The 24,486-nt window shown below is 62.2% G+C and carries 19 protein-coding genes and 1 pseudogene; 14 read left to right on the top strand and 6 right to left on the bottom strand.

Going from position 1 to position 24,486, the window contains the following annotated elements; all coding sequences use genetic code 11:
* The first annotated feature begins 22 nt into the window (after positions 1 to 22).
* A protein-coding gene (locus tag AXZ77_RS10805) for an IS3 family transposase (RefSeq protein WP_255266452.1) occupies positions 23 to 1,176 on the top strand; the annotation gives its coding sequence in 2 pieces (ribosomal slippage) (positions 23 to 275 and positions 275 to 1,176; 1,155 coding nt in all).
* Between the two features lie 83 nt (positions 1,177 to 1,259).
* On the opposite strand, the gene AXZ77_RS10800 is transcribed toward AXZ77_RS10805, so the two are convergent.
* From AXZ77_RS10800 to AXZ77_RS10790, 3 genes are all read right to left on the bottom strand, one after another.
* Positions 1,260 to 1,595 (bottom strand): hypothetical protein, encoded by a 336-nt coding sequence (locus tag AXZ77_RS10800; protein WP_098411158.1) that lies wholly within the window; start codon positions 1,593 to 1,595, stop codon positions 1,260 to 1,262.
* 107 nt (positions 1,596 to 1,702) lie between these two features.
* Positions 1,703 to 2,143, bottom strand: coding sequence for a hypothetical protein (locus tag AXZ77_RS10795; protein ID WP_098411157.1), 441 nt, complete (start codon positions 2,141 to 2,143; stop codon positions 1,703 to 1,705).
* Positions 2,144 to 2,251: 108 nt separating this feature from the next.
* Positions 2,252 to 2,740, bottom strand: coding sequence for a hypothetical protein (locus AXZ77_RS10790; RefSeq protein ID WP_098411156.1), 489 nt, complete (start codon positions 2,738 to 2,740; stop codon positions 2,252 to 2,254).
* A 1,015-nt stretch (positions 2,741 to 3,755) separates the two neighbouring features.
* On the opposite strand from AXZ77_RS10790, the gene AXZ77_RS19355 reads away from it, so the two are divergent.
* Positions 3,756 to 4,406 carry a hypothetical protein gene (locus tag AXZ77_RS19355; protein ID WP_141536256.1) on the top strand — a complete coding sequence of 217 codons (651 nt, stop codon included), beginning with the start codon at positions 3,756 to 3,758 and terminating at the stop codon, positions 4,404 to 4,406.
* A complete protein-coding gene (locus AXZ77_RS19350; RefSeq protein WP_141536255.1) occupies positions 4,399 to 5,307 on the top strand; it encodes a hypothetical protein in 909 nt (302 codons plus the stop codon). The genes AXZ77_RS19355 and AXZ77_RS19350 overlap by 8 nt, the downstream gene beginning before the upstream one ends.
* Before the next feature lie 367 nt (positions 5,308 to 5,674).
* On the opposite strand, the pseudogene AXZ77_RS10785 reads toward AXZ77_RS19350, so the two are convergent.
* Positions 5,675 to 6,364 (bottom strand): annotated as a pseudogene (locus tag AXZ77_RS10785) (IS5 family transposase); the annotation flags it as partial.
* Between the two features lie 366 nt (positions 6,365 to 6,730).
* Here AXZ77_RS10785 and AXZ77_RS10780 point away from each other — a divergent pair.
* Complete coding sequence (locus tag AXZ77_RS10780; RefSeq protein ID WP_141536254.1) at positions 6,731 to 8,017, top strand: plasmid recombination protein; 1,287 nt, start codon at positions 6,731 to 6,733, stop codon at positions 8,015 to 8,017.
* A gap of 123 nt (positions 8,018 to 8,140) precedes the next feature.
* Positions 8,141 to 8,527 (top strand): hypothetical protein, encoded by a 387-nt coding sequence (locus AXZ77_RS10775; RefSeq protein ID WP_098411154.1) that lies wholly within the window; start codon positions 8,141 to 8,143, stop codon positions 8,525 to 8,527.
* A 235-nt stretch (positions 8,528 to 8,762) separates the two neighbouring features.
* On the opposite strand, the gene AXZ77_RS10770 is transcribed toward AXZ77_RS10775, so the two are convergent.
* Entirely contained in the window at positions 8,763 to 9,698 is a 936-nt protein-coding gene (locus tag AXZ77_RS10770; protein ID WP_098411153.1) for a nucleoside hydrolase, read from the bottom strand.
* Positions 9,699 to 9,893: 195 nt separating this feature from the next.
* Here AXZ77_RS10770 and AXZ77_RS10765 point away from each other — a divergent pair, with 195 nt between their 5' ends.
* Positions 9,894 to 10,667 (top strand): hypothetical protein, encoded by a 774-nt coding sequence (locus AXZ77_RS10765; protein WP_098411152.1) that lies wholly within the window; start codon positions 9,894 to 9,896, stop codon positions 10,665 to 10,667.
* An 86-nt stretch (positions 10,668 to 10,753) separates the two neighbouring features.
* Here the strand turns inward: AXZ77_RS10765 and AXZ77_RS10760 are convergent, their stop codons facing one another.
* Positions 10,754 to 11,755: a Fe(3+) ABC transporter substrate-binding protein gene (locus AXZ77_RS10760; RefSeq protein ID WP_255266473.1), complete on the bottom strand. Its 1,002-nt coding sequence runs from the start codon at positions 11,753 to 11,755 to the stop codon at positions 10,754 to 10,756.
* A 231-nt stretch (positions 11,756 to 11,986) separates the two neighbouring features.
* Here AXZ77_RS10760 and AXZ77_RS10755 point away from each other — a divergent pair, with 231 nt between their 5' ends.
* The 8 genes from AXZ77_RS10755 to AXZ77_RS10720 all read left to right on the top strand — a co-directional run bounded on the left by AXZ77_RS10755 (position 11,987) and on the right by AXZ77_RS10720 (position 24,272).
* Positions 11,987 to 15,361 (top strand): DUF2126 domain-containing protein, encoded by a 3,375-nt coding sequence (locus tag AXZ77_RS10755; protein ID WP_098411150.1) that lies wholly within the window; start codon positions 11,987 to 11,989, stop codon positions 15,359 to 15,361.
* 21 nt (positions 15,362 to 15,382) lie between these two features.
* Positions 15,383 to 17,818 (top strand): circularly permuted type 2 ATP-grasp protein, encoded by a 2,436-nt coding sequence (locus tag AXZ77_RS10750; RefSeq protein WP_098411149.1) that lies wholly within the window; start codon positions 15,383 to 15,385, stop codon positions 17,816 to 17,818.
* Positions 17,819 to 17,822: 4 nt separating this feature from the next.
* Positions 17,823 to 18,701, top strand: coding sequence for a transglutaminase family protein (locus AXZ77_RS10745; protein ID WP_098411148.1), 879 nt, complete (start codon positions 17,823 to 17,825; stop codon positions 18,699 to 18,701).
* A gap of 219 nt (positions 18,702 to 18,920) precedes the next feature.
* Positions 18,921 to 20,519: an ABC transporter substrate-binding protein gene (locus AXZ77_RS10740; protein WP_176536016.1), complete on the top strand. Its 1,599-nt coding sequence runs from the start codon at positions 18,921 to 18,923 to the stop codon at positions 20,517 to 20,519.
* 163 nt (positions 20,520 to 20,682) lie between these two features.
* Entirely contained in the window at positions 20,683 to 21,690 is a 1,008-nt protein-coding gene (locus AXZ77_RS10735) for an ABC transporter permease subunit (protein WP_098411147.1), read from the top strand.
* 5 nt (positions 21,691 to 21,695) lie between these two features.
* On the top strand, positions 21,696 to 22,595 hold the full coding sequence (locus AXZ77_RS10730) for an ABC transporter permease subunit (protein ID WP_098411146.1): 900 nt from the start codon (positions 21,696 to 21,698) through the stop codon (positions 22,593 to 22,595).
* A 4-nt stretch (positions 22,596 to 22,599) separates the two neighbouring features.
* A complete protein-coding gene (locus tag AXZ77_RS10725) occupies positions 22,600 to 23,433 on the top strand; it encodes an ABC transporter ATP-binding protein (RefSeq protein ID WP_098411145.1) in 834 nt (277 codons plus the stop codon).
* Positions 23,430 to 24,272: a dipeptide ABC transporter ATP-binding protein gene (locus AXZ77_RS10720; RefSeq protein WP_078520871.1), complete on the top strand. Its 843-nt coding sequence runs from the start codon at positions 23,430 to 23,432 to the stop codon at positions 24,270 to 24,272. The genes AXZ77_RS10725 and AXZ77_RS10720 overlap by 4 nt, the downstream gene beginning before the upstream one ends.
* Positions 24,273 to 24,486 lie beyond the last annotated feature (214 nt).

Raw genomic sequence — 24,486 nt, 5'->3', positions numbered from 1 at the left:
TTCGACGAGAAGGAGATCAGAGATGTCGAAACGCAAGCAGCACGCGCCCGAGTTCAAGGCAAAGGTCGCGCTGGAAGCCCTGAAGGGTGAAGAGACAGCGGCCGAGCTGGCGAGCCGGTTCGGGGTGCATCCAACGATGATCCATCAATGGAAGCGGGCCTTGCTCGAAGGCGCGTCGGGCGTGTTCGAGCGCGGGGGCCGAAGGAAGCCCGAGATCGACGAGGAGCAGGTGAAGGAGCTCCACGCCAAGATCGGGGAGCTGGCGGTGGCCAACTCTTTTTTGGAACGAAAGCTGAAGCCTTGGGGCGGGAAGTGAGGCGTGGCATGATCGAGCCGAACCATTCGGATCTGTCGATTGGGCAGCAGTGCAAGCTGCTGTCGATCGCACGCTCATCCTATTACTACGAGCCGAAGGGCGAAACCGAACAGAACCTCGGCCTGATGCGGCAGATCGACGAGCAGTTCCTGGAGACCCCGTTCTTCGGTGTCCGCCAGATGACCTGGCACCTGCGTAACGACGGCCACCTGGTGAACGAGAAGCGGATACGGCGACTGATGCGCCTGATGGGGCTCATGCCGATTTACCAGAAACCCAACACAAGCAGGCCGGCGAAGGGGCACAAGACCTATCCCTACCTGCTGCGAGGTCTGCGGGTGGATCGCCCGAACCAGGTCTGGTGCTCGGATATCACCTACCTGCCCATGCGGCGCGGGTTCCTCTACCTCGTGGCGATCATGGACTGGCACACCCGCAAGGTTCTGTCTTGGCGGATCTCGAACACCCTGGAGGCCGACTTCTGTGTCGAGGCGCTGAACGAAGCCATCCACAAGTTCGGCCCGCCCGAGATAATGAATACGGATCAGGGTTCTCAGTTCACGTCCTTCGCTTGGACGGATCGGCTCCGCCGGTCGGGCGTGCGCATCTCGATGGATGGGAAAGGCCGATTCCTCGACAACATCTTCATCGAGCGGCTGTGGCGAACCCTGAAATACGAATGCGTCTACCTGCATGCCTGGGAGACAGGATCGGAGACAAAGGCGGCGATCCGGAAATGGATGACCTTCTACAACCACCAGCGCCCTCACTCAGCCCTCGGCGGCAAGCCACCGGCGCTGGTCTATTGGCAGAGACATGATATCAACCAACCCGATCAGCAGGTGCAAAGAGTAGCTTAAATTACGCCAGATCCTGTCCAAGAGACGGGGAGTAGCTCATTACCACCGCCATCTCTTCGACGCAGTTCGGCGTCGTATTTCACTCATGCGGCTCGACGGATCGCGGTCCTCTGCTCGACGCCGAGATCCACAGCGAGGCGGTACGACGCGTTGATTGCGCACCGAAGCCGACGCATGGCACTGTCGAACTCACGCGCAATCGTCTCATCCGGTTCGATCCTGGCGAGGTGGCGCAGGATCTCCGCGCCCACCTCGCGGAAGTCCTCGCCAAAGACGTCGCCCTTGATCACAAGTCGTTCGCAGAAATCGCGATCAAACTCTGCGCCCCGGAGAGCGTCAGCCGGCAGCGCATCGAGAGCGTCGATTGCCGCGCTTGTCATGGTGTTCACAGTGTCGATCCGGCTCGGTTGCTGAAACATCGGACATCCTTTCAAAGCTGAATTGCGGGCGCTGCGGCCCTCGTCGAGGGGCCGCAGCGGTGGCGGTTCAACCGATCCAATCAGGATCATTTCTCGCAAATTCGCGATCACGCATCGCAGCGCATCTCGCCGAGCGCATCGAGCGCCTTCTGCGCCCAATATGCTTGCCCCTCGAGCTGCGTGCGGATCCCTCTCAGATCAGTCGCGACGGCTCGCATCGCGAGATGCGGCGGGGCCTCTTCGACGGAGAAACGCGGTCCGAGGCGCATGTAGCCGTCTTCGAGGTAGGCCCATTCGAGAGTGTCATCGAGCGCGATGAGAGCCCGGGTGATCAGCGTTCGGGTGCGGCCGTTGGCTTCCGTCAGGCGGCCAAAGAGCGAGATGTCTTCGAAGCCAGTGAAAAGCATCCAGTCTTCGAGAAGCGGTGCGTTTTCGAGGTCTTTCGGGGACGGCTTCGCAGTCGCTCCATGGACGACGTTTGCGAGCACGCTGCGCTCTTTGCGGAGTTCTTCGGCGGTGAGTTCGGAGGGATGTTTATCGTGGGTCATATGTGATCTTTCGAAAATTTGGGGGTCAGGAGACGAAGCAGGGCTGCAAGATCCGTCCGCCTCGGTCAGAAGGCGGACGGACGCTGCAGCCCCGATCGGCGGCGCGGTTTACGGTTGGATGAGAGGTTTCGGGCGGTAGATTGCGACACGCGGCCTAAGCCGTGATCGAACCTCGCGCCGTGCAGTTGCGAGCAGCTTCTCAACCGCTTTGAATTGTTCGCGCTGCGCCGGGCCGAGGCGCCCGATACGAGCATTGCGCTCGAACAGGTCAGACCCGGTCGCGATGAAGAGCCGATGAGATGCGCGGAACATCGTTGGACGATAAAGACCGCAGGCGGCCGCTTGCTCGTCATCTGCAATGACGATGTCATCTTCCCGCAGCAGCCGGCCTTCCGGGCTGACACCGGGCGCGACGATGTTCATCGGTGTATCGCCGATCAGCCCGCGCGAGAGGAGCAAGCAAGGACGCGTGCCAGGCGGGATATCGAACTCGCCGTCGCGCCTGCGGTCGGATGCATAAGGGAAGCGCATGAGGAAGATATCGCCGGGTTTGAGCTGCCCCCCCGGGAGCAGTCGAAGGTATCGGTCGTGGAGCATGAGTGCCTCGTGTCGTTGAAAAGGAAAACGACGCGCTGAACCTCACCAACAAACCCCGATACGCGGCCTCGGGGCTTGGCTTGATTGCGTGCGTCAAAGACGCTGCACGCAAGCAAGACATGCGCCGAGGCCGCTTCCCTCCTATGTGCAATCGATCGCTCGCCTGCGGGCAGATCGCGCGGGTGCTGGGGAGAGCGTCGAGAGGGGTGACATCCCTCTCGACCCGCAGGAGGCGCCGGGAGAGTTCGGAGAGGGTGGCGAGCGCCTCTTCGATCCGTCGGAAGGACGCCGAGAGGGTCCGGGGAGATTGGCGAAAGTCTCCCCCGGTCCGCCGGATGGGCGCCTTAGGGTGCAGGGAAAGTGGCGAACGATCCCTGCCCTGGGGGTTTGGGGGATGTGGAGCTTCCCCCATGCGGCGCGCAGCGGCGCCGGGTCTGGGGCTGCGCCCCAGCGAACGCACGGGACGCGCTATCGGCCGAAGGACGATTGCGCGGCCCGTCAAGTGAGTAAAAGACCCTGCGCACCAGGCTCTACGAGAACGACTGGACGCAGGTAATTTCGGGGGAGTTTACTTCGGAGAGAGGCGAGAGCCACTATCGTATTAAGGAGGAACCGGCTGGGAACGTCACCCGCAGTAGACTTCTCCAGTTTTCGGATACGAGCAGCCACTAAACGCCTCGAATTGAGTTTGCCTGTGCTGCTTGAGGCTGCGTCGCAGCTCCGACGGGCCGGTCATTCATGCCGATCATAGCGAAGCCGGCAAATCGACAAGAGCACCAATTGAGACGCCACTGCCAAGTCGAATCGGGAACGGCGCCTTGGTAAACTGGCTCCTGCCCGGCGGCAGTCACGGTGGAGCGAAATCGGACTGTCCCAAATCATTGTTTCTCTGTCGGAATTTTTCGAATCCTAGGTATAGAATTCTTATCAGGGGGCAGTCAGCCTCGAAATGTTGCCTTGATGAACGATTCGATATAGCATTCTCTGCTATGGCTGCTGCGCGAGGGATGCCACATTGGATAAATTTAGAGAAATGAAGGTTCCTCTCGTATTTGCCGCAGTCGTTGCAGCAATGCTATTTTGGGCATATGTATTTGGTCCAAGCTTTGTGGGCGCACCCGAGCCGCTAGAATTTCCGGAAAAGGACTCGGATTTGGTATATGTGCCAATAGAAGAAACGTTAAAGATCAGCTCGCAAATTTCTCAGCTTTTTGTCTCAATATCATTTGGCTTATTTGTAATTGTCGGATATGCGCTGTCTCGGCGAATGCGCGAATTTAATACTTTATCATTTGCCGACACCTTTGCTGGATGCGCATTTGTCGGCTGCACATTCATCTGCTTCTATTTGACCTTTCAGCTTAAGTACGGTCAGTACGCTGCAATCCAACATCACTACCCCGTAGACGGCTTGAGAAAAACAGTGGCGTGGTTCAATGAAATTCACGCGAAGCTGGCTTTTTGGGTCGGTATTTCAGCGATCCCAGCTTTTTTCATTGCCGCCCGCTTACTATTTTCCAGTCAAACCGCAAGCACTCATTCCGACTCGGACGAAGCTCCGCTGCAACAATCTGACCGGAAACCCGCTAGATTTACGTCCGTGTCAGAAGGTGGAACTGGGCTAGATAGGCCGGAAAATGCAGAACACGAGAGGGGCGATGTTTAAAAAAAATAGAAAAAAAATTATTTTAATTGAGGGTGCGGGATCAATTACGCGCCCCCCTGCCTTGCACCCAAATATTGACTCGAAAGAACTTCGATCATTTGAGAAAAGGAGCCCGACAAACATCTTTCTTTTTGAGTCCATAAGGTACGCTTTTGCATTGGCGAGCATACTTTTGATTACGGCTTTGCCATCTGCTGCGGAAGTGTGCACAGTTGAAGACTATAGTCAGTTCGAATATCAAGAACCGATACCATTGGGGAACAAGCCGATACAGTCAGTGATTTCAAATTATTTAGGTTGTGAAGTCGATCTATCCAATAAGGTTAACTTCTACTCTGAAAAAGGAGTAAATCTCGGTGAAGTTAAAGGACTACTGGCTGACCCGCTAGTTTTTGAAGAGCTGGGCGTCCGATCGGATCTTTATTGGATAATTTCCGAAGCGAATACGGGAGAAGAAGTTGCGACACCGGCGGATAGTGTAGATATCCTGTTCGGTGCGCCAGATAATATCGCTTTGGTAGCGAAGGCTGAATCGGTGCCTTTGATTAGTTACAACCCGGCCGCTCAGGGAACCGAACCTAGAGTGGTGGGGCCTGTATCTAACGAACTGTCGCCCACACTGAGAAACCAAATGTTCCTGGCTGCAATCAATGCCTCTGCGGGATTAAATGGCGACCCCCTGCAGGAAATCACTTTCCGATCAGAACCCTCCGCAGCTTCTCTGTGGTTTGGCTCATCATTCAAAGGAAAAACGGAAAAACGATTTGGCATTGCACGTTCGAAGCTGAAATCTGTCAGAATGACACTTGACGGTTATAAAGAATGCAACTCGTCCAATTACAAAAGAGAGGACAATGGCTACAATGTTGCGACAATCATCTGCGAAATGACGAAGCAGTGAATGTTCTATTTGACATTTTATCAAACTCGCCGTAAATATCCCTATCATTTAACAGTGCGCCCTGCATATGCATGCAAGATGATCCGCCCAGAGAAAACGATAGGCAACGAGCCCACTTTTTTATTAGATTTTCCTTGATTTCGTTACGGAATTTCTATTCCTGAAAATCGCAGCGTTAAACTGATACCGGCTGTCCTTTCAAAACGCAGCGGATGCCAGTCACAGTTCATAGTGGCCTCCCTCTTCAACGCAGGGTGTGGGCTAAAACAACCTCATACCGTACGCCCTAGGGTCAGGGTTCATAACCACAGATGACGAGAGTTGTGAAGGCGATAGCTGAGAGGAGCATCTTAGGGCATCGGTCTTAGCGGGTCGCGACGCGCCTCCAGTCTTTGAGCCTGCCGGACATGATCTCGATCCGGTTACGGCGCGTGTAACGGCGGTTGTCATATTTGACCGGCGTCTTGCGTTGCTTTCGGCTTGGGATACAGGCGCGTATCGAATTCTCTCTCAGAGCTTCTCTGACCCAGTCAGCGTCATAGCCGCAATCCCCGAGCAGCCAGTCGACCTTTGGCGAACTAATGAGCAGCGCCCGTGCGCAGATATAATCTGCTGACCTGTTCGGCGGTGGCGAAAAGGTCAATCGGTCGCCCCTGACTGTCACAGATGGCATGCAGCTTCGTGTCCATGCGACCTTTGGTTCGACCGATCAGGCGACCGCGTGCCCCTTATTGGCGACCATGCTGGTCGCCGTTCGATGGGCCTTGAGATACGTCGCGTCGATCAGCACGGTCTTCTCTTTGCCGTGTTCTGCCGCCAACCCCTCCATCATGTGCGCCGAAGATCCCGTTGTCGCTCCACCGCTTCCACCTGCTATAGAGCGTCTTGTGAGGACCAGAGGCGTCAGGAGCATCACGCCGACGCAAACAATGCGATTGAAGACGAGAATCCCGCTCAACACCCGCCTGGCATCGACCGGTGGCTTTCCGTTCAGCTTCGGAGAGAAAGGCTCAAGACCTGCCATCTGGGTGCCGCGCAACCAGAAGATATCAGACATGTCACTGCTCAGTCTTGCGAGCCGTGAAACAAGCAGCGCAGCGGAAACCAATGCATCCTGACCCTAAGGCCGGGGAGATCAGTTATGTGAAAACGCATGCACGATGACGCTGGCTTCCGCTCGTTGCCCCATTCCGCCCTCACCAACTGATGCCGTCGATCATCTGCTTACTGCGCTTTGTCGCCGTTCCTGCTTGGCGCAGCGAAAGTAGGCTCTCCCTTCGTGAATCAGCCGCCCTTGGTCACGTAGCTATCCCCGAGCCCCGTCTCGCAGGCACCCTCTAAGTAGATACCGGGGGAAATTCACAGCGATTTTTGCGCCAAATGACATGAACCCATCTCGATCCCACAAACACGGAGATCGACTATGTCATCAGCACCTAAAACCTATCCCATCGTCATGCGCATGCAAGGCATGCACCCCCGCAATCTTGCCGGTTACGAGAAGCACCGAATGCGCAGTGGGGGCGATCACGGCCATTGCGACGCCAGCCTCATGGCACACAACCGGCGCCTCATCGGCTCGAAAACCTGGGCACAAGATGCTTGGGACGAGATTCAGGACATGCGCCATGCAAACCATCTCCTCGAATTGGAGCAACTGCGCCGTCGACGCCGGAAAACGGAGCTTAAGAACGCGCTTTTTCGGGGGCCGCGCGACCCTTGGCGCGCAACCCGGCACGGTCCGCTGCGCGAAATCATTCTGACGGTAAATAAAGAATGGTTCGACAAAGACCTCACCGAGTTTTTCGGGGAGAGCGGACCGACGCGAGAAATGCAATTCGAGACTCGGGCCACGGAGTGGCTCTTGACCAACTTCGGCGACGACTGCGTTCATGCACGCGCAGATCTCGACGAAACAGCATATCATATCCACGCTGTGATCATTCCCCGCGCAGTGACAGCGGATGGTCGGCGTATGCTGCAGCCGGCGGTCCACCCGCTCATCCGCAGTTACGAGAAGGCGCAAGATAGCGTCGGCGAATGGTTCGCGGAGATTGGGCTCCGGCGCGGCGAGCGTCGCAAGCAAGCCCTGCGGGAGGCCCTTAAACACAACAGGAAAGTCCGCGAAGCGCGAGAGAATGGGGTGGCCGATCCTGGATCCGAGATCGCGCTGCCAGAACATCGCGAACACGTCAGCCCACGGAAATGGCGCGAGAGCCAGGAGATTGAACTGGCCAGTCGAGACAAGGCGGTGAAGCAGTCCGAGAAAACCCTTACTGCCGAAAAATCGATGCTCGCAGACCAAAAGCAGACGGTCACGCAGCAGCAACAAGACGCACAGTCTGTGCTCGATGTCGCGGCTGCGGTGGCCGAGGGTCGCGTGGATATCGTGTCCGATTTGAACGAGACGGTGTCACAGGTCGCTCACGCCGATACGCCATCGCCGGTGCGGGCGCTTTTCGGACGCGCTTTGGAAGTTCTCCGCCAACAGGCACGCAAAGAAGCGCGCGCGGAGCTCACTGATGAGTTCACGCAGATCGAGGCGGCGGACGCAGCGCTTCGCGAGATCGCGAAAACGCTGCCCGGCAAAGCCAGGCATCGTCTCGCACAAGCGCGCAGATCGCTGTCATTGCCACTGAATGCGCTTCGCCGCCGCTTGTCGCGCGCCCGGTTCGACGACACCGATCGGGGCCCGGATGAGAAAACGTGAAAAGTTCGCGAATTCGATTTCCGCGCTCAGCACGATGAACCCACCTCATCATCAGCGGCCAAGAAGCCCCGCGACAGGCGCAGGGCAGACGCCGCAAAGACCGCCGCGAAAGGATTAGACCACATGGCACAGAAAAACCGACATCCTGTCATCGACTGGAACCGCATGACCGACCGCCAGCGCCAAATGAAAGCCCGCGCGGAAAACCTCACTGCCCAGATCGCTCTTGATCAGCACCGCGAACATGACCGCGCGAATAAAGCCCTTTTCGCAAGCCTCGAGAGCGTCTTGGCACAACTTGCAGGCACGCCCAAAGCGGAAGAGTTTTTCCGCCTGTTCAGCGAAACCGCCACGCTGGCGAACGCCAAGCGGATCGCTAATCATCCTGACTGCCCGGACGTCGTGCGCGATGAAATCGCGCAGCGGATCGAAAAGACTGGCGCCACACGTGGAAACGAAGGCGTTGCACGCGCTGCGCTCGGGAAAACGGACCACGCCAGCGAAGGCTGAAGGCGCTTAGATCACCCAACACGAACAGAAAGGGCGAGGTGTAATCCTCGCCCTTTCTCGTTGTCATGGGTCGCGCAGCGGCTCGGCATTGATCGGAACCTATCGGCGCAGACCGGCACGACCAGCCAATTAAGCACTGCAGAGGCACTCACCTGACAATTATCGGTCGGACTAGGCCCCCTCTCCCTTAAGTTTGTCGCCCTACGGCGACGGGGGGCAGCGCCCCCTGAGCGCGTTACAGCCGCGCGATCCGCTCGGTCAGGAGCGTGTAGAACCCTTCGGCATCCAGATCGCCCATGAACATCGCGTTCGGCGCCCGGTCGGTCACGCGCCACCAGTCGGCGACGGTCATGCCCATGGTCAGCTCCGACGTGGTCTCGATTTCCACGTTGATATGCCGCCCCGTGAACAGGTCGGGCTCGAGCAGATAGGCGATCACGCAGGGATCGTGCAGCGGCGCGCCCTCGGAGCCGTATTTCGCCATGTCGAAGCGCTCGAAGAAGTCGGTCCAGCTCGCGACCGCATGGCCGACGCGGGTGCCGAGATTGCGAAACGCCTCGACGCGGGCGCGGGTGGTGAGCGCCTTATGGGTCACGTCGAGCGGCATCACCACCAGCGGCACGCCGGATTTGAACACGATCTCGGCGGCCTGCGGGTCGACATGGATATTGAATTCGGCGGCGGGCGTGGTGTTGCCCACCTCGAAATAGGCGCCGCCCATCAGCACGATCTCTGCGATCTTCTCGGCGATGTCGGGGGCGCGTTGGAGCGCGGTCGCGATATTGGTCAGCGGGCCCAGCGGGCAAAGCGTGACGCTGCCTGCGGGATGGGCGCGCAGCGTCTCGATCAGGAAATCGACCGCGTGCTGGTCCTGCAGCGGCATCTGAGGCTCGGGCAGGTCGATCCCGTCGAGCCCGGTCTTGCCATGGACATATTCCGCCGTGACCAGGTCGCGCGCGAGCGGCCGGTCGCAGCCCGCATAGACCGGCACATCCGTCCGCCCGGCCAATTCGCAGACCACGCGCGCATTCTTCGACGTCAGCGGCAGCGGCACGTTCCCGGCGACACAGGTGATGCCCAGAACTTCGAGGTCGGGGCTGGCCAGCGCCAGCAGGATCGCCACCGCGTCATCCTGTCCGGGATCGGTGTCGATGATGATCTTGCGCGCCATTTTCGCCTCCTTCGCGGGTCCGGCGCGACCTTGGCGCGGTGTTGCGGCGATGTCCAGATATGGGTGCGGATGCCCCTCGGGCACACCAAATGGACATTACCTATGCGTGTGTTCGCCCCGAACCTTTCCTGCGGTCGGCCACATTTGGCCACATTCGGTCTCTAGACCACTACTTGCAGGGAAGGACACCCAGACATGAACCAGCATCACATCTTCATCGCAGCGCCCGCTTCGGGTGGAATGAGTGGCCAGATGGCACGCACGCTTGGCTGTGGGCAGGACGCTTTGGCCCGCGCAGGCTACGGTCCGGCGGTGATCGGGGCTGCGGCTGGCGGGCGTGTCTACCTCGATTCGCAACTGATCGGCGATGCGGCGGCGGGGCTCTATCACCTCTTCGCCCGGGCTCAGGAACGGGCCGAGCGGTTCCGCGAGGCTCTGAGCGGTTCGGTCGGGCGCGTGGTGCTCTACGCGCCGAGCTATGAAGACTATTACCCGGCGCTCTGGCGTGATCTCGCCGCGCGCCGCCCGCTCAAGCCCTTCGCAGAGCTGACGCCGCGCCTGATGGCGCGTCCGCGCCGCTGGGTGAACGTGGTGCGCGATCTGAAAGCCGGTCTCAACCCGCGCGAAATCATCGTGCTGCCGCATGGCTCGAAGATCGGCGAGGCGATGGCCGCGCTGGTGCCGGGCGCATCGCTCGATCCCGCGCCCGATGCCGAGACCGCGCATGCCGATACGGTGATCGCGATGATGCAGCGCCTGCACCATTCGGGCGTCGTGATCGGGCCGAAGCAGAAACGCCGTCTGGCGCGGTTCCATCATCAGCAGCCGCAAGGCACGCCGATCGCCGAGTTCGATCCGCTCGACCGGGCCTCGCTGCAGCGCCGCTACGAGCAGGATCTGGAACAGATGGCCGCCATCGACGGCGTGCGCATCGGCCCCGACGAGGCGCTGCAGATCGCGGCCCAGTAACCGCTGCGGTTGCGCTTCAATTCCGGACAATGAAAAAAGCGGCGCCCGCTGGACGCCGCTTTCTCTGTTTTGATGTGCGATCGCGATCAGCCGTCGAGATCGACCTCGTCGATCAGCTTCAGCGCGGTCGGGCGCAGCTCGGCCAGCGTCGCGAGATCGAGCGTGTCGGGCGTGAACTCGCCCCAGCTTTGCACCAGTTCGGAGCGCGCAACGCCCGGCTTGATCGGGAATTCGTGGTTGGTCTGGGCGTAGATTTCCTGCGCCTCATCCGAGACGAGGAATTCCATCAGCTTGAGCGCATCCTCGCGGTTCGGCGCGGATTTGGTCATCGCCATGCCCGAGACGTTCATATGGGTGCCGCCTTCCTCGAAGACCGGGAAGGTGATGCGCACGGAATTGGCCCATTGCGCCTGCTCGGGATCGGCGAGCATCTGACCCATGTAATAGGTGTTGCCCAGCGAGATGTCGCATTCGCCCGCCCAGATCGATTTCACCTGGCTGCGGTCATTGCCCTCGGGCGTCTTGGCGAGGTTCGCCTTCAGCCCTTCGAGCCATTCCTTGGTCGCCTCTTCGCCGTGATGGGCGAGATAGGCCGAGGTCAGCGCGACGTTGTAATCGGAGGTGAAGGAGCGGGTGCAGATGCGGCCCTTCCATTTGTCGGAGGCGAGGTCTTCATAGGTCGTCACCTCGCCATCGGCTACGCGCTCTTTCGAGGCATAGACGATGCGGGCGCGCGAGGTCAGGCCGAACCAGTGGTTCTGCGGGTCGCGGAATTCGGCGGGGATCGCGTCTTGCAGCGCCGGGTCCTCGACCGCCTGCGTCACGTCCGCATTCACCACTTCGCTCAGCCGCGCGATGTCGACGGTCAGCACCAGATCGGCGGGGGAGCGGTCGCCCTCGGCTTTGAGGCGCTCGACCATGCCTTTCTCGACATAGGCGATGTTCACCGCGATCCCGGTCTCTTCGGTGAAAGCGTCGAGCACGGGCTGGATCAGTTCGGGCTGACGGTGGGAGTAGATGTTCACATCCGCAAGCGTCGGCGTGGCGAGGGCCGTGCCCATCAGGGCGAGGGCGAGGGTCCGGGTCATTGAAGTCTCCATTCGCGTTTTCGTGAGCGAAGAGGTAGCTGCCGTTCACGAACGCGTCAATGCCTGAGTGAAACAATCGGAAATAAATTGCCGCCCGCTTCCTGCCCGCTTTTTGGGCGTTCGATTTCCCAACAGGCAGGGGCAGGGCGCATTTTTCGAAATTGCCGCTTTTACCGAAGCCCTTGCTCCGTCATCGTGATCTGGCGAAGACCTATTGCGGGAGCGAGACTTATGGCGATTCATGCCAGCATTTATCACCTGACCCATTACACCTATGACCGCCCCGTGACGCTCGGCCCGCAGATCATTCGCCTGCGTCCCGCGCCGCATTCGCGCACCCGGGTGATCTCGCATTCGCTCAAGGTCTCGCCCGGCGGGCATTTCGTGAATCACCAGCAGGACCCCTATGGCAACTGGCTCGCGCGCTTCGTCTTCCCCGAGCCGGTGACCGAGCTGAAGATCGAGGTGGACCTGACGGCGGACATGACCGTCTACAACCCGTTCGACTTCTTCACCGAGGAATTCGCCGAGGAATGGCCCTTCGACTACCCCGAGGAGCTGCGTGACGACCTGTCGATCTACCGCACACCCGAGCCGGAAGGCCCGCTGCTGGCGCAGTTCATCGGCGAGATCGACTACACGATCAAAGGGACGGTCAATTTCCTCGTCGCGCTGAATGCGCATCTCTCGAAGGTGGTGGATTACACGATCCGTATGGACCCCGGCGTGCAGACGCCCGAGGAGACCTTGGCGAAACGCTCGGGTTCGTGCCGGGACAGCTCGTGGCTCTTGGTGCAGGTGCTGCGCCATCTCGGCTTCGCGGCGCGGTTCGTCTCGGGCTACCTGATCCAGTTGAAGCCCGATCTGGAAGCGTTGGATGGTCCCTCGGGCACCGATCACGACTTCACCGACCTGCATGCATGGTGCGAGGTCTTCATCCCCGGCGCCGGCTGGATCGGTCTGGACCCGACGTCCGGATTGCTGACCGGCGAGAGCCATATCCCGCTGGCGGCCACACCCCATTTCCGCAATGCCGCGCCGATCTCTGGGGGCTTTTCCTCGGTCGGCAGCCCGGAGGTGAGTTTCGCCTTTGACATGACGGTGGACCGGGTGGCCGAACATCCGCGCATCACCAAGCCGTTTTCCGACGAGGCGTGGGACCGGCTCAATGCGCTGGGGCGCAAGGTGGATGAGAGCCTGAAGGCGGGCGATGTGCGCCTGACCATGGGGGGAGAGCCGACCTTCGTCTCCATCGACGATTTCGAGAGCGACGAGTGGAACACCGCCGCCGTGGGGCCGCAAAAGCGTGCGCTGGCCGATGAGCTGATCCGGCGGCTGCGCGATCGCTTCGCGCCGGGGGGCTTTCTGCATTACGGGCAGGGCAAGTGGTATCCGGGCGAAAGCCTGCCGCGCTGGACCTTCTCGCTCTACTGGCGGCGCGACGGCAAGCCGATCTGGCGCGACGAGGATCTGATCGCCAAGGAGGGCGACAAGACCGGCGCGGGGCCGGAGGAGGCCGGCACGCTGATGCGCGGCATCGCGGAACATCTGGGGATCGAGCCCGATCACGCCCAGCCCGCCTATGAAGACCCGGCCGAATGGATGCTGAAAGAGGGCAATCTGCCCGCCAATGTCACGCCCGAAGACAGCAAGCTGAAGAACCCCGAGGATCGCGCGCGCTTCGCGCGGGTCTTCAATCGCGGGCTGGAGACACCTACGGGCTACATCCTGCCGGTGCAACGCTGGCAGGCCAAGGCGAAGCCCGGCCATCGCTGGCGGTCCGAGAAGTGGAAGACCCGGCGCGGCAAGCTGTTCCTGATCCCGGGCGACAGCCCCGCGGGGTTCCGTCTGCCGCTGGGCGCGCTGCCCTATGTGCCGCCCGCGCAATATCCCTACCACTATGTCACCGACACCTCGCTGCCGAAAAGCGATCTGCCCGATTTCCATGCCGAGATGGAGGCCGCCGCCGCGAAGGGGTTGGTCGACAAGCCCACCGAGGAACACAGCCAACCGGTCTCCGAGGCGCAATCGGCCGAGCCGGGCCAGACCATCGTGGAGCAGGATCTGGATACGGTGGGCGATGTCGTGCGCACCGCGATCTCGGTCGAGCCGCGCGACGGGCGGCTTTGCGTCTTCATGCCGCCGACCGAGGATCTGGAGGATTACCTCGAACTGATCGCCGCCGCCGAGGAAAGCGCCAAGGCGATGGGGCTGCCGATCCATATCGAAGGCTACGCGCCGCCGCATGATCCGCGCCTCAACGTGATCCGGGTCGCGCCCGATCCCGGCGTGATCGAGGTGAATATCCATCCCGCCCATAGCTGGGAGGATTGCGTCGCCACCACCGAGGCGATCTATGAAGAGGCCCGCCAGTCGCGGCTGGGCGCCGACAAGTTTATGATCGACGGGCGCCATACCGGCACGGGGGGTGGCAACCATGTCGTAGTCGGGGGGGAGACGCTGCTCGACAGTCCCTTCCTGCGTCGCCCCGATCTGCTGAAGTCGCTGATCCTGATCTGGCAGCGGCACCCTTCGCTGTCCTACCTGTTCTCTGGCCTCTTCATCGGCCCGACCTCACAGGCCCCTCGGATCGACGAAGCGCGGCACGATACGCTCTACGAGCTGGAAATCGCGCTGAGCCAGATCCACCCGCCCGAGGCTGGCAACGTCCCGCCGCCGTGGCTGGTGGACCGGCTGCTGCGCAACATGCTCACCGACGTCACGGGCAATACCCACCGGGCGGAAATCTGCATCGACAAGATGTATTCGCCCGACGGGCCGACCGGTCGCCTTGGCCTCGTCGAGTTCCGCGGCTTCGAGATGCCGCCGGACCCGCGCATGTCGCTCGCGCAACAACTGCTGCTGCGCGCCATCATCGCGCGGTGCTGGAATGCGCCCGTGGAGGGGCGTCCGGTGCGCTGGGGGACGGTGCTGCACGACCGCTTCATGCTGCCGCATTACCTCTGGGAGGATTTCACCGATCTTCTCGCCGATCTGCGCCGCCACGGTTTCGATCTCGATCCGCAATGGTTCGAGGCGCAATCGGAGTTCCGCTTCCCCTTCTGCGGCCAGATCGAGGCGGAAGGCGTGCATCTCGAGATCCGTCAGGCGCTGGAGCCGTGGCATGTTCTGGGAGAGACCGGCGCCATCGGCGGTACGGTGCGCTACACCGACAGCTCGGTCGAGCGTTTGCAGGTGAAGATGACCTCGCTCCATCAGGACCGCTACAAGGTGATGTGCAACCGTCGTCCCGTGCCGCTTGCGAGGACGCAGGACAGCGGGGTCTCTGTCGCCGGGGTACGGTTCAAGGCATGGCAACCCGCCGAAGCGCTGCATCCGACGCTGCCGGTCAATGCGCCGCTGACCTTCGACATCTATGACGACTGGACGGGCAGGGCGATCGGGGGCTGTGTCTATCACGTGGCCCATCCGGGGGGACGCAATTACGACACCTTCCCGGTGAACGGCAACGAGGCGGAAGCCCGCCGACTGGCGCGCTTCGAGGGGCATGGCCATACGCCGGGGGCCTATCGTCCGGAACCGGAGACCCCCCATCCGGAGTTTCCCCTGACGCTTGACCTGCGACGTCCTGTCGGGCTGAGTTGATCCGAGCCTAACGGAGACCCGATGCAAAGCCCCGATACGCCCGACGCTGCGAGCCCGCTCGAACAGCACCCGCTTCTGGCGGGCTATGCGCCCGTGCCGGGCGTGGCCGACGAGCTGTTCGAACGCTCCGGTGCGATGCGGCGCGTCTGGCGGCCCTTCGTGGAGAAGTTTCTGAAGCTCGAACCGGGGGAAATCCCGCAGCGCTTCGAGCGCGCCAACCAATACCTGAGGGACGCGGGCGTCTATTACCGGCAATATTCCAACGACGTGCTGGCCGAACGCGAATGGCCGCTGAGCCATATCCCCGTGATCTTGCATGAAAGCGAGTGGTCCGGCATCTGCGAGGGGCTCGCACAGCGGGCCGATCTTCTGGAGGCGGTGATGGCCGACCTCTACGGGCCGGGAAGTCTCGTCGCGAACGGACATCTGCCGCCGGAACTGATCGCGGGCAACAAGCACTGGATGCGCCCGATGGTGGGGGTGGAGCCCAAGGGGGGGAATTACCTGCATTTCCTCGCCTTCGAGATCGGGCGCTCGCCGGACGGGTCGTGGTTCGTGCTGGGGGACCGGACGCAGGCGCCCTCGGGGGCGGGCTTCGCGCTGGAGAACCGGATGGCCACGGGGCGGATCTTCCCCGAGAGCTTCCCGCGCGACCATATCCATAAGCTCGCCACTTTCTTCGGCGATTTCCGCGCCGCGCTTGAGGTGCTCGCGGGGCGGGTCGATGGCGATATGCGCCGCGCCGCGATCCTGACGCCGGGTCCGGCCAACGACAGCTACTATGAGCATACCTATATCGCGCGCTACCTCGGCCTATCGCTGCTCGAAGGCGAGGATCTGCTGGTGCAAAATGGCGAGGCGATGGTGCGCACGATCGAGGGGCCGCAACCCCTGGGCGCGCTCTGGCGGCGGATGGATGCGGGCTTCGTCGATCCGCTCGAGATGGACCCCGACACCCAGATCGGCACGCCCGGTCTGATGGAAGCGGTGCGCGAGGGCAATCTCGCGATGGTCAATGCGCTGGGCGCGGGCGTGCTGGAGACCCGCGCGTTGATGGCCTTCCTTCCGAAGATTTCGCGGGTGCTGACGGGTCAGCCGCTCGCGATGCCCAATATCGCGACATGGTGGTGCGGCGGCGCGTCCGAGCGCGCCCATGTCCGCGCCAATGCCGAGACCATGATGATCGGCCCCGCGATGGCGGTGAACCTGCCCTTCGATCTGGATGCCGCGACCGCGCTGGGCGGGCAGTTCCGTTCGGGTGCGGAGGCGTCCATCGCGGATTGGCTGGAGGCCGAGGGGCGGCATCTGGTGGGTCAGGAGGCGGTGACGCTGTCCACGACGCCCGCATGGCATGACGACGGGCAGGGCGGCGGCTCGGTCCGGCCCTGTCCGATGACGGTGCGGGTGTTTGCGGCGCGCACGCCGCAGGGTTGGCAGTTCATGAAGGGCGGCTATGCCCGGATCGGGCCGGAGGGCGATGCGACCGCGCTGTCGATGCAGCAGGGCGGGGCCGTGGCCGATGTCTGGATCGTCTCGGACAAGCCGGTGCCCTCGGCGAGCATGGCGCCGCGCCAGACCGGCACTTTCCGCCGCAAGATCCCCGGCACGCTGCCTGCGCGCGCCGCCGACAACCTCTATTGGCTCGGCCGCTATATCGAACGCTGCGAAGACTCGATCCGGGTGATCCGCGCCTATCACCTGCGCCTCGCCGCGACAGGCAGTCCGGAAGACGAGCGGCTGGCCCGACTGGCGGAGTTCCTCGGGGCGCATGGGTTCGACATCTCGCAACCCGTGCCCGATGCGCTGTTGCAGCGCCTCGATGCGGCGCAGGCCTGTGCGTCGAAACTGCGCGACCGGTTCTCGACCGATGGCTGGCTGGCGCTGAAGGACCTGTCGAAGACCGCCCGCGGGATGGTGAGCACCGCGCGCCCCGGCGACGATACGGCGCGCGCGATGGGGGTGCTTTTGCGCAAGATCACCGGGTTCTCCGGTCTCGTGCACGAGAACATGTACCGCTTCGAGGGCTGGCGCTTCCTGTCGATCGGGCGGGCGCTGGAACGCGCCGACGGGCTGGCCGCGCTGCTGATCCGATTCACTGCGGAGGATGCGCCGGAAGGCGCGCTCGATCTGGCGGTGGAGGTGGCCGACAGCGTCATCACCCACCAGCGCCGCTACCGGGTGCGCACCAATCGCGAGACGGTGCTGGACCTGCTGGTGCTCGACGCCGCCAACCCGCGCGCAATTCTGTTTCATCTCAATCGGTTGAAGGGCCTTCTTGATGAGTTGCCCGAGGCCGAGGTGGCCGGGCGTCCGGGCGATCTGCTGCGCGCGCTGATGCCGTTGCGCACCCAGCTCTCGGTGATGGAACCCGAAGAGGTCACGCCCCAGATGTTGCAGCAGATCCGGTCGGACCTGTTCCGGCTCTCCGATCTCGTTTCGCAGAAATATCTGAGGTAATCCAATGCGTTACGAGGTGAAGTTAAAGCTGAGCTACCGGTATAACGCGCCCTCCGATCACGCGCGGACCGTGCTGCGGGTGCTGCCGTCGGACATTGCGGGGCTGCAGACCGTCACGTCGCGCGCGCTCAGCTTCGATCCGCCCCCCGATGAGCGCCACGACTCGCGCGATTTCTTCGGCAATGCGATGACCTCGGCGGTCTGGCACGCGCCGATCGCGGAGATCGGCGTGACCCTCACCGCAAAGATTGACCGGGGGCTCGCAGAGCCGGGTCTGGACCTGTCCTCGCCGCGCGAGGAACTGGCGCAGGAGATCGCCCAATTCCGCAGCCTCGCGCCCAATGCGCCGCATCATTTCCTCGCGGCCTCGCGCCGTGCGGCGCCGACGAAAGAGATGACGGAGTTCGCTCAGGCGCAGTTGCAACCGGGCCAGACCGCGCGCGGCGCGATCGAGGCCGTGGGCCGCGCGCTGCATCGCGAGATGCGCTTTGATGCGGGCGCGACCGATGTGAATACGCCTGCAGCCGAGGCCTTCGCGAACCGCCACGGGGTCTGTCAGGATTTCAGCCATATCATGATTTCCTGCCTGCGCGGGGTGGGGATCCCTGCGGGCTATGTCTCGGGTTTTCTGCGCACTTATCCGCCGCCCGGCCAGCCCCGTCTGGAAGGCGCGGATGCGATGCATGCCTGGGTGCGCGCCTGGGCGGGCGCCGAGACCGGATGGGTCGAGTTCGACCCGACCAACAATCAATATGCGGGCGAGGATTACATCACCGTCGGCTACGGGCGCGACTATGACGACGTGCCGCCTTTGCGCGGGGCGATGCGCGGCGCGGGCGGGCAGCAAAGCGCGCAGGCGGTGGATGTGATCCCGCTCGATTGAGGCTGCGTCACTCCGGCCGCCGGGCTACGGCGCTGCCCCATAGGCACACGAAAGTTTCACTGGCTCGTGACCCGCGACGTCGCGGCATTCATTGACCACGTGATCAAACCACGATTTACTCCTCACCAGTTTGTGTTTGAACCGTCCCACGATGTCGCCCACGCGACCGGAGGGGGCGGCAGCACTCACGAAAAGACCAACCAACAGGAAGGACAGACCATGACCATTCGCTCGATGCTTTTGGCGGGGGCTGCCGCGGTGATGATGACCGCAGGCGGGGCCGGCGCCAAGACGCTCGTTTATTGTTCGGAAGCGTCGCCGGAAGGCTTCGACCCCGCGCCCTATACCTCGGGCACGACGTTCGATGCCTCCTCGAAGCCGGTCTACGACCAGCTCGTCGAATTCAAGCCGGGCACGACCGAGATCGAACCGGGCCTCGCAGAAAGCTGGAACGTGTCCGATGACGGGCTGACCTATACGTTCAACCTGCGCAAGGGCGTGAAATTCCACTCGGTCGAGGGCTTCACCCCGAGCCGTGATTTCAACGCCGATGACGTGATTTTCTCGTTCGACCGTCAGGGCAACAAGGACAACCCCTATTATTCTTACGCGCCGGGCGTTTCCTATGAATACTACGCCGGCATGGACATGCCGACGATCATCAAATCGATCGAGAAAGTCGACGATTACACGGTGAAGTTCCACCTGTCCGAGCCGAACGCGCCGTTCCTTGCCGACCTCGCGATGGACTTCGCGTCGATCATGTCGAAGGAATATGCCGACAAGCTGGCCAGCGAAGACCGCAAGGCTGACATCAACAACGTGCCCGTCGGCACCGGCCCGTTCGAATTCGTCGCCTACCAGAAGGACGCCGTGATCCGCTACAAGGCGAACCCGGACTACTTCAAGGGCAAAGCGGCGATCGACGATCTGATCTTCGCGATCACCCCCGATCCGGCGGTGCGCATGCAGAAGCTGCAGGCGGGCGAGTGCCAGATCATGCCGTACCCGTCGCCGGCCGACATTCAGGCGCTCAAGGACGACTCGAACATCAAGGTCGACGAGCAGCCCGGTCTGAACGTGGCTTACCTCGCCTACAACACCACGCAGGCTCCGTTCGACAAGGTCGAAGTCCGCAAGGCGCTGAACATGGCGATCAACAAGGACGCGATCATCGACGCGGTCTTCCAGGGCGCGGGCCAGGTTGCCAAGAACCCGATCCCGCCGACCATGTGGTCCTATAACAAGGACATCAAGGATGACGCCTACGATCCGGAAAAAGCAAAGAAAATGCTTGAGGATGCCGGCGTGAAAGACCTCACGATGAACATCTGGGCGATGCCCGTGCAGCGGCCCTACATGCCCAACGCACGCCGCACCGCGGAGCTGATGCAATCGGATCTCGCCAAGGTCGGCGTGACCGCGAACATCGTCTCCTACGAGTGGGGCGAGTACCTGAAGAAGTCGAAAGATCCGAACCGTGACGGTGCGGTGATCCTCGGCTGGACCGGCGACAACGGCGACCCGGACAACTTCCTCGCGGTTCTGCTGGGCTGCTCGGCGGCTGAAAGCGGTTCGAACCGTGCCTTCTGGTGCGATCAGAAATTCGACGATCTGATCACCAAGGCGCGTCAATCGAGCGATCAGGCCGAGCGCACCAAGCTCTATGAGGAGGCGCAGGTCGAGTTCAAGAAACAGGCGCCGTGGGACACCATCGCCCACTCGACCGTGTTCATGCCGATGTCCAACAAGGTCACCGGTTATGTGATGAACCCGCTGGGCGGTCACGACTTCTACGGGGTGGACATCTCGGAGTGATCCTGAGACTACCTGCATGACAGAGGCGCCCGGGAAACTGGGCGCCTCGCAATACATTCAGGGGCCGAAAATCGAGGGGCAAATGACCGCGAGCGCCACGGAGCGCGGCGGGCAGGGGCTGCCGCGAAAGGTATCCTGAAGAACCGCAAACAGGACCGGTGACATGTTACGTTTCATAATCGGCAAGATCCTCTGGCTGATCCCCACGCTGATCGGCATCACGATCGTGGCCTTCGGCTTCGTTCGGGTGCTGCCCGGGGACCCGGTGCTGCTGATGGCAGGCGAGCGCGGGCTGAGCCCCGAACGCCATGCCGAGCTGGCGCATCAGCTTGGCTTCGACCGCCCGCTCTGGCAGCAATATCTCGACTTCATCTGGCAACTCGCGCACGGCAATCTCGGCGACAGCCTCGTGACCCACAAGCCGGTGCTGGGCGAGTTCTTCGCGCTCTTCCCGGCCACGCTTGAACTGGGCATCTGCGCGATGTTCCTCGCCGTCGTGATCGGCGTGCCGATCGGCGTGCTGGCCGCGATCAAGCGCGGCTCGTGGTTCGATCAGGCGACGATGGGCACGGCGCTGGTGGGCTATTCGATGCCGATCTTCTGGTGGGGCCTGCTGCTGATCATCCTGTTCTCGGGCATCCTGCAGTGGACGCCGGTCTCGGGACGCATCTCGCTGATGTATTACTTCCCCAACGGCACGGGATTCATGATCTGGGACGCGCTGATGTCGGGGCAATCCGGCGCGCTGACCTCGGCGCTGAGCCACCTGATCCTGCCTGCGGTCGTGCTCGCCACGATCCCGCTCGCGGTGATCGCGCGCCAGACCCGTTCGGCGATGCTCGAAGTGCTGGGCGAGGATTACGTGCGCACCGCGCGCGCCAAGGGGATGCCGCCGCGCCGCGTCGTGGGCGTCCATGCGCTGCGCAATGCGATGATCCCGGTGATCACCACGATCGGCCTGCAGGTCGGCATGCTGATGGCGGGCGCGATCCTGACCGAGACGATCTTCTCCTGGCCGGGCATCGGCAAATGGATGGTCGATTCGATCTCGCGGCGCGACTACCCCTCCGTGCAGGGCGGGCTGCTGATGATCGCGCTGATCGTGATGTTCGTGAACCTGATCGTGGACCTGCTCTACGGTCTGATTAACCCGCGTATCCGGCATAGGTGAGTGACATGTCCGAAGTGACCGAAACCGATATCCCGGCCGGCACGCGCCGCGCGCAATTCGCCGAGTTCTGGTTCTATTTCAAAGAAAACCGTGGGGCCGTGATCGGTCTGGTGGTGTTCGCGTTGATCGCGCTGGCCGCGATCGCAGCGCCGCTGATCGCGCCCTTCGATCCCGACACGCAGTTCCGCGACGCGCTTCTGGCGACGCCGCTGACGCATGATGCCAACGGCACCTTCCTGATCGGCACCGATGCGGTCGGGCGCGATATTCTCTCGCGCCTGCTGTTCGGCGCGCGCTTCTCGCTGTTCATCGGCGTGATGGTCGTGCTGCTCGCGCTCTCCGTGGGGGTGATCCTCGGCCTGCTCGCCGGCTGGTTCGGCGGCTGGGTCGATACCGTGATCATGCGGGTGATGGATATCATCCTCGCCTTCCCGTCGTTGCTGCTCGCGCTTGTCTTTGTGGCGGTGCTGGGGCCGGGGCTGATCAACGCGATGATCGCCATCGCCATCGTCTATCAGCCGCATTTCGCGCGTCTGACCCGCGCCGCGGTGCTGTCGGAGAAGAACCGCGATTACGTCATGGCCGCTCAGGTCGCGGGCGCGGGCCATATGCGCCTGATGTTCCGCACGGTGCTGCCGAACTGCCTCGCGCCGCTGATCGTGCAGGGCACGCTGAGCTTCTCGAACGCGATCCTCGACGTGGCGGCGCTTGGCTTCCTCGGCATGGGCGCGCAGCCGCCGACCCCGGAATGGGGCACGATGCTGTCGGAAGCGCGCGAGTTCATCCTGCGCGCCTGGTGGGTCGTGACCTTCCCGGGTCTCGCGATCCTCGTGACCGTGCTGGCGATCAACCTGATGGGCGACGGCCTTCGCGACGCGCTCGATCCGAAACTGAAGCGGAGCTAAGCCAATGTCCTTGCTGAAAATCCGCAATCTCACCGTCGAATTCGACACCGCTCAGGGCGCGTTCCGCGCCGTGGACGGGATCGATGTCGAAGTCTCGGGCCGCGAAGTGCTCGCCATCGTGGGCGAATCCGGCTCGGGCAAATCGGTCTCGATGCTCGCGGTGATGGGGCTCTTGCCGCCCACCGCGACGATCACCGCCGACGAGATCACCTATGACGGGCGTGACATGCTGAAAATGTCGGGCCGCGAACGTCGCCGGATCATCGGGAAAGAAATCTCGATGATCTTCCAGGAGCCGATCTCCTCGCTCAACCCTTCCTTCACCTGCGGTTTCCAGGTCGAGGAAGTGCTGACGCGTCACCTTGGCCTGAAGGGCAAGGGTGCCCGCAAACGCGCGCTGGAGCTGTTCGAGCAGGTGGGCATCCCCGAACCCGAGCGGCGGCTGAACAGCTATCCGCACCAGCTTTCGGGCGGGCAGTGTCAGCGCGTGATGATCGCGATGGCCATCGCCTGCAAGCCGCGCCTGCTGATCGCCGACGAGCCGACCACCGCGCTCGACGTGACGATCCAGAAGCAGATCCTCGATCTGCTGATGAGCCTGCAGGAGGAATATGGCATGGGGCTGATCATGATCACCCATGACATGGGCGTCGTGGCCGAGACCGCCGACCGCGTCTCGGTCCAGTTCAAGGGCCGCAAACTGGAGGAGGCCGACGTGCTCTCACTCTTCGAGAACCCGCAGCATCCCTATACGCGCGCGCTTCTGGCCGCGCTGCCGGAGAACGCGACCGGGGACCGTCTGCTGACAGTCGCCGATGGCTGGGAGGGCGTGCAATGAGTGTGATCCTCGAAGGGCGCGACATCACGCGCGACTACATCGTCTCGGGCGGGTTCCTGCGCGGGGCGAAGACGATCCGGGCGCTGCACGGCATCTCGTTCTCGCTCGAGCAGGGCAAGACGCTTGCCATCGTCGGCGAATCCGGCTGCGGCAAGTCCACGCTGGCGCGCATCCTGACGCTGATCGACCCGGCCAATTCGGGCGATCTGTATATTCAGGGCGAGAAGATCGACATCAAGGAAACCAAGGTGACCTCCGCGCTGCGCGCCAAGGTTCAGATCGTCTTCCAGAACCCCTATTCGTCGCTCAACCCGCGTCAGAAGGTGGGCGAGGTTCTGACCGAGCCGCTGATCATCAACACCGACATCCCCGCCAAGGAGCGCCGCAAGCGCGCCGAGGAGATGCTGGAGAAGGTCGGGTTGGAGCGGCAGCACTACAACCGCTACCCGCATATGTTCTCGGGCGGTCAGCGCCAGCGGATCGCGATTGCGCGTGCGCTGATGCTGAACCCGCAGATCCTCGTGCTGGACGAGCCGGTCTCGGCGCTCGATCTGTCGGTGCAGGCGCAGGTGCTGAACCTGCTCAAAGACCTGCAGGACGAGTTCGACCTGTCCTATATCTTCGTGAGCCACGACCTCTCGGTCGTGCGCTATTTCGCGGATGAGGTGATGGTGATGAATGCGGGCGAGGTGGTGGAATACGCCTCGCGCGATCAGATCTTCGCCAATCCGCAGCACGAATATACCAAGACGTTGCTGGCGGCGACGCCGATCGCCGATGTCGAGAAAATCCGCGAGCGGGTCGAGCGCCGCAAGGCGTTCTTGGCTGCGGAGAGCTGAGGGCAGGGCGGTGCCTTAGGGCCGCTTGGAGTTAAGGAATGGGCCCGGGGCGATGCGCCTCGGGCCTTTTTCATTTTGTGAGATGCTTGAAGCCCACTCTTTGGCGCGGGGCGACCAGCCCCGGGCCGCGCCCGACCCTCCCCCCGGGCGGGCGCTTTGGCGATGCCGCTGCGGGCACAGCCGTCATTCGGGCTTGAGAGATAAACTGCCCGGC

Source organism: Thioclava sp. ES.031 (genome assembly GCF_002563775.1).
Taxonomy (GTDB): Bacteria; Pseudomonadota; Alphaproteobacteria; order Rhodobacterales; family Rhodobacteraceae; genus Thioclava.
This window is presented reverse-complemented; position numbering and strand designations above follow the sequence as displayed.

Coding starts and splice junctions, on each gene's coding strand:
- AXZ77_RS10800 (WP_098411158.1), bottom strand. CDS start 1,595: ATGTTTCAGCAACCGAGCCGGATCGACACTGTGAACACCATGACAAGC.
- AXZ77_RS10795 (WP_098411157.1), bottom strand. CDS start 2,143: ATGACCCACGATAAACATCCCTCCGAACTCACCGCCGAAGAACTCCGC.
- AXZ77_RS10790 (WP_098411156.1), bottom strand. CDS start 2,740: ATGCTCCACGACCGATACCTTCGACTGCTCCCGGGGGGGCAGCTCAAA.
- AXZ77_RS19350 (WP_141536255.1), top strand. CDS start 4,399: ATGTTTAAAAAAAATAGAAAAAAAATTATTTTAATTGAGGGTGCGGGA.
- AXZ77_RS10780 (WP_141536254.1), top strand. CDS start 6,731: ATGTCATCAGCACCTAAAACCTATCCCATCGTCATGCGCATGCAAGGC.
- AXZ77_RS10775 (WP_098411154.1), top strand. CDS start 8,141: ATGGCACAGAAAAACCGACATCCTGTCATCGACTGGAACCGCATGACC.
- AXZ77_RS10770 (WP_098411153.1), bottom strand. CDS start 9,698: ATGGCGCGCAAGATCATCATCGACACCGATCCCGGACAGGATGACGCG.
- AXZ77_RS10765 (WP_098411152.1), top strand. CDS start 9,894: ATGAACCAGCATCACATCTTCATCGCAGCGCCCGCTTCGGGTGGAATG.
- AXZ77_RS10760 (WP_255266473.1), bottom strand. CDS start 11,755: ATGACCCGGACCCTCGCCCTCGCCCTGATGGGCACGGCCCTCGCCACG.
- AXZ77_RS10755 (WP_098411150.1), top strand. CDS start 11,987: ATGGCGATTCATGCCAGCATTTATCACCTGACCCATTACACCTATGAC.
- AXZ77_RS10750 (WP_098411149.1), top strand. CDS start 15,383: ATGCAAAGCCCCGATACGCCCGACGCTGCGAGCCCGCTCGAACAGCAC.
- AXZ77_RS10745 (WP_098411148.1), top strand. CDS start 17,823: ATGCGTTACGAGGTGAAGTTAAAGCTGAGCTACCGGTATAACGCGCCC.
- AXZ77_RS10740 (WP_176536016.1), top strand. CDS start 18,921: ATGACCATTCGCTCGATGCTTTTGGCGGGGGCTGCCGCGGTGATGATG.
- AXZ77_RS10735 (WP_098411147.1), top strand. CDS start 20,683: ATGTTACGTTTCATAATCGGCAAGATCCTCTGGCTGATCCCCACGCTG.
- AXZ77_RS10730 (WP_098411146.1), top strand. CDS start 21,696: ATGTCCGAAGTGACCGAAACCGATATCCCGGCCGGCACGCGCCGCGCG.
- AXZ77_RS10725 (WP_098411145.1), top strand. CDS start 22,600: ATGTCCTTGCTGAAAATCCGCAATCTCACCGTCGAATTCGACACCGCT.
- AXZ77_RS10720 (WP_078520871.1), top strand. CDS start 23,430: ATGAGTGTGATCCTCGAAGGGCGCGACATCACGCGCGACTACATCGTC.